General features: G+C 71.4%; 4 protein-coding genes and 1 tRNA gene. 3 read left to right on the top strand and 2 right to left on the bottom strand.

The genetic code is table 11. The features are described 5' to 3' along the window. Positions 1-790 (top strand): precorrin-3B C(17)-methyltransferase (gene cobJ, locus VB737_RS04775; protein WP_500311582.1); only part of this gene is annotated, 790 nt, incomplete at its 5' end. Between the two features lie 18 nt (positions 791-808). Here the strand turns inward: cobJ and VB737_RS04770 are convergent. After that, positions 809-882, bottom strand: a tRNA-Pro gene (locus VB737_RS04770). Between the two features lie 86 nt (positions 883-968). Between VB737_RS04770 and lipA the strand changes: the two genes are divergently transcribed. Beyond that, on the top strand, positions 969-1,871 hold the full coding sequence (lipA, locus tag VB737_RS04765; protein ID WP_500311580.1) for a lipoyl synthase: 903 nt from the start codon (positions 969-971) through the stop codon (positions 1,869-1,871). A 2-nt stretch (positions 1,872-1,873) separates the two neighbouring features. On the opposite strand, the gene gltB is transcribed toward lipA, so the two are convergent. Next, on the bottom strand, positions 1,874-6,478 hold the full coding sequence (gltB, locus tag VB737_RS04760; RefSeq protein WP_500311578.1) for a glutamate synthase large subunit: 4,605 nt from the start codon (positions 6,476-6,478) through the stop codon (positions 1,874-1,876). 209 nt (positions 6,479-6,687) lie between these two features. Between gltB and VB737_RS04755 the strand changes: the two genes are divergently transcribed. Next, a partial coding sequence (locus tag VB737_RS04755) for a hypothetical protein (RefSeq protein WP_500311576.1) occupies positions 6,688-6,928 on the top strand: 241 nt, incomplete at its 3' end.

Here is a 6,928-nt window from a genome sequence, read left to right as displayed (position 1 = left end):
GGCGGTGGCCCTGGCCGCGCGCCAGTGGGCCCCGCAGCGGGGCAGCCTGCATCTGGTGGGCAGCGGTCCGGGGCCGATCGATCTGCTCAGCGGCGATGCCCGCCGGGCCCTGGCCACGGCGACGGTGTGGGTGGGCTACGGGCTCTACCTCGATCTGCTGGAACCCCTGCGGCGCCCCGACCAGCTGCGCCGCGAGGGCCGGCTGACGGAGGAGCGGGCCCGCTGCGCCGAGGCACTCGACCTGGCCCGCCAGGGCCTCGACGTGGCCCTGATCTCCTCCGGCGACAGCGGCATCTACGGCATGGCAGGCCTGGCGCTGGAGCTCTGGCTGCAGCTGCCAGTGCTCGACCGTCCGGCCTTCACGGTGCACCCGGGGCTCTCGGCCCTGCAGCTGGCCGCCGCCCGGGCCGGGGCCCCGCTGATGCACGACTTCTGCACCATCAGCCTCAGCGACCGCCTCACCCCCTGGGAGGTGATCGAACGGCGGCTCAAGGGCGCCGCCAGTGGCGATTTCGTCGTGGCCCTCTACAACCCCCGCTCCCTCGGCAGGCCGTGGCAGCTGGGCCGGGCCATCGAGCTGCTGGGCGAGGGCCGGCCCGCCGGCACGCCGGTCCTGCTGGCCCGCCAGCTGGGGCGCGCCGAAGAGGCGCTCAGCCTCCACACCCTGGGGACCCTGCCCGAAGACCAGGTGGACATGCTCACCCTGGTGCTGGTGGGCAACAGCTCCACGCGCGTCCAGGACGGCCGCATGGTCACCCCGCGGGGCTATCCAGGAGCCGACCTGGCCTGAGGGCAAGGAGAAAAAGAATCGGGATGACAGGATTCGAACCTGCGGCCCCTTCGTCCCGAACGAAGTGCGCTACCAAGCTGCGCCACATCCCGATGGCCAGACTTTAGGGGATGGCCCGCGACCGACCGGTCCCATCGGGTGTGTGAAGTGTCCTGCCTACAGTCCGCACAGCCCAGCGATGCCCGTGACCGTCAGCGACCCCCGGCCCGCCCCCGCCAAGCCGCCCTGGCTGCGGGTCAAGGCACCGCAGCGGGAGCGGATCGGGGCGGTGGCGGATCTGCTGGTCGATCTCAAGCTCAACACGGTCTGCCAGGAGGCCAGCTGCCCGAACATCGGCGAGTGCTTCGCCGGCGGCACCGCCACCTTCCTGATCATGGGGCCGGGCTGCACCCGGGCCTGCCCCTACTGCGACATCGACTTCGACCGCAGCGTGCGGGCGCTGGACCCCACCGAACCCGAGCGCCTCGGGGAGGCGGTGCGCCGCCTGGGGCTGAGCCATGTGGTGATCACCTCGGTCAACCGGGATGATCTGGCCGACGGCGGCGCCAGCCAGTTCGTGGCCTGCATCGAGGCGGTGCGACGCACATCCCCCCTCACCACGATCGAGATCCTGCTGCCCGATCTCTGCGGCGCCTGGGAAGCCCTGGCGGCGGTGATGGCGGCGGCGCCGGAGGTGCTCAACCACAACATCGAGACCGTGCCCCGGCTCTACCGGCAGGTGCGGCCCCAGGGGGTCTACGAGCGCTCCCTGGACCTGCTGCGCCGGGTCCGCCAGGGCTGGCCGCGCACCTACACGAAATCCGGGCTGATGGTGGGCCTGGGCGAAAGCGACGACGAGGTCCGCGCCGTGATGGCCGATCTGCGCGCCCACGCCGTCGACATCGTCACCATCGGCCAGTACCTCTCCCCCGGCCCGAAACATCTGCCGGTGCAGCGCTTCGCGTCCCCGGAGGTGTTTGAAGGCTTCCGCCGCCACGGGGAAGGCGACCTGGGCTTCCTCCAGGTGGTGAGCAGTCCGCTCACCCGGAGCAGCTACCACGCCGGCGAGGTGCGGCGCCTGATGCGGGAGCACCCCCGCTGATATCAGGCCGCCACAGCCTCCCGCTGGGCCAGACCCACCGTGGCCGTTTCGCTGGGGGGCACCAGCACCCGGAAGCGGCCCTTCCAGGTGGGCCAGTCGGCCAGGATCGCCGCCGCCCTGGCGCTGCCGGTGGCCTGCAGATGGGCCTCCAGCAGGGGCAGCAGCAGGGCCTCCTGTTCGGGGGTGGTGAGGAGCACCAGCGCCACCGACTCGGGATTGAGGCGGGCCGCCAGACCTCCGGTCTCGTCGAGCAGGAAGGCCACCCCGCCGGTCATGCCGGCGGCCACGTTGCGGCCGGTGCTGCCCAGCACCACCACCACACCGCCGGTCATGTACTCGCAGCAATGGTCACCGACGCCCTCCACCACGGTGCGGGCGCCGCTGTTGCGCACGGCGAAACGCTCGCCGGCCCGGCCGAGGGCGAACAGCTCCCCGCCGGTGGCGCCGTAGAGGCAGGTGTTGCCGAGGATCACCTGGGCGCCGGGGTCACGGCCCGCGGCGGGGGGCACCACGGTGATGCGACCACCGTTGATGCCCTTGCCCACGTAGTCGTTGGCCTCGCCCACCAGACGCAGGTCCATGCCCTGGAGCACGAAGGCGCCAAAGCTCTGGCCGGCGGCGCCGTGGAAGGTGAGGGCCAGGCCCCCCTGGAAGCCGGTGTTGCCGTGCAGGGCGGCGATCTCGCCAGCCAGCCGGGCCCCGACGCTGCGGTCGGTGTTGACGATCGTCAGCTGGCGCACCACCTGCCCGTGGGTCTCGATCGCGGCGCGCACATCGGGGTCGGCGAGCAGCCCGTCCTCGAGCACCGGGCCATTGCCGTGGGCCTCCTCGTCGTGCCGCAGCCAGCCGCGGTCGGCGGCCGCCGGGATCGGATCCAGGAGGCAGGAGAGATCCAGGGCGCTGGTCTTGGTCAGGGCGATGGCGCGGGGCGCCAGCAGCTCGGTGCGGCCGATCAGGTCCTCGAGCCGGGCCACCCCCAGCACGCTGAGCAGCTGGCGCACCTCCTCAGCCACGAAGACGAAGAAGTTGACGACATGCTCGGGCAGACCGGTGAAGCGCTTGCGCAGGGCCTCCTTCTGGGTGGCGACGCCCACCGGGCAGTTGTTGGTGTGGCAGACGCGGGCCATGATGCAGCCCTCGGCGATCATGGCGACAGAGCCGAAGCCGAACTCCTCCGCCCCCAGCAGGGCGGCGATCAGCACGTCCCAGCCGCTCTTGAGGCCGCCATCGGCCCGCAGCAGCACCCGGTCGCGCAGGCCGTTCTCCAGCAGGCTGCGGTGCACCTCGGTGAGCCCCAGCTCCCAGGGGCTGCCGGCGTGCTTGATCGAGCTCAGCGGTGAGGCGCCGGTGCCGCCGTCATGGCCGGAGATCTGGATCACGTCGGCATTGGCCTTGGCCACGCCGGCGGCGATGGTGCCGATGCCGATCTCAGCCACCAGCTTCACCGAGACCCGGGCGGCGGGATTCACCTGGTGCAGGTCGTGGATCAGCTGGGCCAGATCCTCGATGGAATAGATGTCGTGGTGCGGCGGCGGTGAGATCAGCGGCACACCCGCCTTGCTGTTGCGCAGCCAGGCGATGTACGTATCCACTTTGGGACCGGGCAGCTGGCCGCCCTCGCCGGGCTTGGCGCCCTGGGCCACCTTGATCTCCAGCTGGCGGCCGCTGCGCAGGTAGGCCGGGGTGACGCCGAAGCGGCCCGAGGCGATCTGCTTGATGGCAGAGCAGGCGCTGTCGCCGTTGCGGAGGCCGCGCAGGGTGGGAAGGGTGGGCGAATGGCCCTCGCCGTCGACGTCGGACAGGGGGTGGTAGCGGGCCGGATCCTCACCGCCCTCGCCGCAGTTGCTCTTGCCGCCGATGCGGTTCATCGCCACCGCCAGCACCTCGTGGGCCTCGCGGGAAAGGGCCCCCAGGCTCATGCCGCCGGTGCAGAAGCGGCTGCAGATGCTCTCCACGCTCTCCACCTGCTCGATCGGCAGTGGCGTCGGGGCCGGGCGCAGTTCGAGCAGGTCCCGCAGGGCCGTGACCGGGCGGTTCTCCAGCAGGGTGCGGTAGGTGGAGAAGTGGTCGTAGCCGGGGCCCGCCGCCACGGCGGCATGCAGGGCCTTGGACATCTCCGGGTTGTTGAGGTGGAACTCGCCGCCGGTGCGGTACTGCACGAAGCCCATGAACTCCAGCTTGGTGCGGTTGAGCTCCGGGTAGGCCTTGGCATGGAACGCCAGGGTCTCGCTGGCCAGATCCTGGAGGCTGAGGCCGGCGACCCGGCTGGTGGTGCCGGTGAAGGCCCGATCGATCAGATCGGCACCGATTCCGATGGCTTCGAAGATCTGGGCGCCGTGATAGCTGGCCAGCAGGGAGATGCCGATCTTGGAGAGGATCTTGCGCAGCCCCTCCTCCAGGGCCTTGCGCACGTTGGCCTGGGCCGTGGCGGCATCGAGGCGGGGGAGCTTGCCCCGCTCGATCATCGACTGGGTGCGGGGGTGGGCCAGCCAGTGGCGGGTGGTCTCCCAGGTGAGCCACGGGCAGACCGCGCTGGCGCCGTAGCCGATCAGGCAGGCGAGGTGGTGGGTGCTCCAGCACTGGGCAGTGTCGACCACCAGGGAGCACTGCAGGCGCAGGCCGAGCCGCAGCAGGTGGTGGTGCACGGCCCCCACCCCGAGCAGGGGGGGGATGGCCGTGGTGCCGGCGCTGATGCCGCCATCGGCGCGGTCGGAGAGCACCAGGATCTGGCTGCCGCTGCGCACGGCCGCCTCCGCCTCGAAGCAGAGGCGGTGCAGGGCCTGCTCCAGGCCGTCGGGGCCGCTGGCCACCGGCAGGAGCGTGGAGAGGGTGGTGAGCCCGAGGCCGTGGCCGCCGAGATCCTCCAGTTCCGCCTCGTTGAGCACGGGGGTGGTGAGGTGGAGCACGGCAGCGCCGGAGGCATCGGGCCGCAGGGCCGAACCACGCCGGCCCAGGTGCATCTCCAGGCTCATGACCAGCTTCTCGCGCAGCGGGTCGATCGGCGGGTTGGTGACCTGGGCGAAGCGCTGCTTGAAGTAGTCGTAGAGGAGGTGGGGCTTGGAGGAGAGCACCGCCAGGGGGATGTCGTCGCCCATGCAGTAGGTGGGCTCCTTGCCCTGGCCGGCCATGTCCTCGATCACCAGATCGAGGTCCTCGGCGGTGAAGCCGAAGGCGGTCTGCTGCTGAAGCAGCTCCAGTTCACCCAGGGTGCGCTCCTGCTCCCACACACCGGGGCACAGGCTGCGGCGATGGTCGAGCAGCCAGCCGGCATAGGGAAGCCGGGCCGCCGTCTCCTCCTTCACGTCCCAGTTGCGCAGCAGCCGGTGCTGCTCCAGGTCGACGGCCAGCATCTGGCCGGGGCCGAGGCGGCCCTTCTCGATGATCCGGGACTCCTCCAGCTCGACCACGCCCGTCTCCGAGCCCATCACCACGTAGCCGTCGCTGGTGATGCAGTAGCGGGCCGGCCGCAGGCCGTTGCGGTCGAGGGTGGCTCCCACCATGCGGCCGTCGCTGAAGACCAGCAGGGCCGGGCCGTCCCAGGGCTCCTGCAGGCAGGCGCTGTATTCGTAGAACGCCTTGATCGCCGGCCGTTCGTCGAGTTCGGGCTGATCGCGGAAGGCCTCCGGCACCAGGGTCAGCAGGCTGTCGGTGATCGGCCGGCCGCTGCGCACCATCAGTTCGAGGGTGGCGTCGAGGTTGGCCGAATCGCTGAAGGCGGCGTTGACCAGGGGCCGCAGGTCCCGGGCGGCATCCCCCCAGACGGCCTCGAGATGGGATTCGGCGGCCCTGGCCCAGTTGATGTTGCCCAGCAGGGTGTTGATCTCGCCGTTGTGGCCCAGCAGGCGCATCGGCTGGGCCAGGGGCCAGCGGGGCAGGGTGTTGGTGCTGAAGCGGCGGTGGTACACCGCGAAGGCGACACTGAAGCGCTCGTCACGGAGGTCGGCGTAGAAGGCGTCGAGCACCTCCGAGCGCACCATGCCCTTGTAGACGACGGTGCGGGCGCTGATCGAGGCGAAATAGAGGTCGGTGGTGTCAGGTCCCCACACCTCCCGCACCCGGTCGACGGCGCGGCGCCGCAGGCGGAACAGCAGGGACTCGAGGGCGTCGACGTCGGCCATGACGCCGGGGACCGCATCGGGGGCGGCCAGCAGCCACTGCTCGATGGCCGGGGCGTTCTCCCGCGCCAGGGGGCCGAGCACCTCGGGAACCACCGGCACCTGCCGCCAGCCGAGGCTGAGCAGCCCGAGGCGTTCGGCCTCCTCGTCACAGATCCGGCGGGCCTGGTCGCGGCGGTCGGGATCCGCCGGCAGGAACAGCATCCCCAGACCCCGCACGATCGCTGTGGAGCCGGCGGCCGCCGGCCAGACAGCCTCCAGGTAGCTCCAGGGGATCGCGGTCAGCAGGCCGGCCCCGTCGCCGGAGTCGCCGTCGCCGCCGCAGCCGCCCCGGTGCTCCATGCAACGGAGGCCCCGCAGGGCCTGCTGGAGCACCCAGTGGCTGGCCACCCCTTCGAGGTGGGCCAGGAAACCCACCCCACAGGCATCCGACTCGCCAGGGCCAGGGGTGGAGCTGTCGCGGTGGGGCCAGACGGGGACGGAGGAGGACATAGGCCGGGTTGGGGCTGCTGAAACGGAGCTGGAACGGGCTTGGAGGGAACAAGCCTAAGGACGCCGGCAGCGGGGGCCTGCCGAGGAGCTGCCGTGTCACCCGTGCAGCAGCCGTGTCCGCAACGACAGGGCGAGCCGTCAATCCTAGGCAGCCACCCTTCCCCGGAGCGGTGGGACTAACTTTTTGCCTCAGGAGCAGGACGTCGTCGATGGCCAGGACCCTCCCGATCACCCTGGCCCTGCTGGCCCTGATCGCCGCCAGCCTCCTGGATCCGGGCCCGGCCGTACCGGCGCCCCTCCCCCCTGACCCCGGCCTTGACTGGGGCCTTGACTGGAGCTTGCTGGCCCCGGCCCCGGCCCTGATGTTCGTCGCCTATACCCGCTACCGACGGATCGCGACCCTCGCCCAAGAGGTCCCGGGCCGTCCCTCTTTCACCACTCCCGGCCCAC

This window comes from Synechococcus sp. BA-120 BA3, from assembly GCF_034931285.1.
In the GTDB taxonomy this organism is placed as follows: domain Bacteria; phylum Cyanobacteriota; class Cyanobacteriia; order PCC-6307; family Cyanobiaceae; genus Cyanobium.
This window is presented reverse-complemented; position numbering and strand designations above follow the sequence as displayed.

Bases quoted from the DNA above. Each gene is read 5' to 3' on its own strand.
- lipA (WP_500311580.1), top strand. From the start codon at position 969: ATGCCCGTGACCGTCAGCGACCCCCGGCCCGCCCCCGCCAAGCCGCCC.
- gltB (WP_500311578.1), bottom strand. From the start codon at position 6,478: ATGTCCTCCTCCGTCCCCGTCTGGCCCCACCGCGACAGCTCCACCCCT.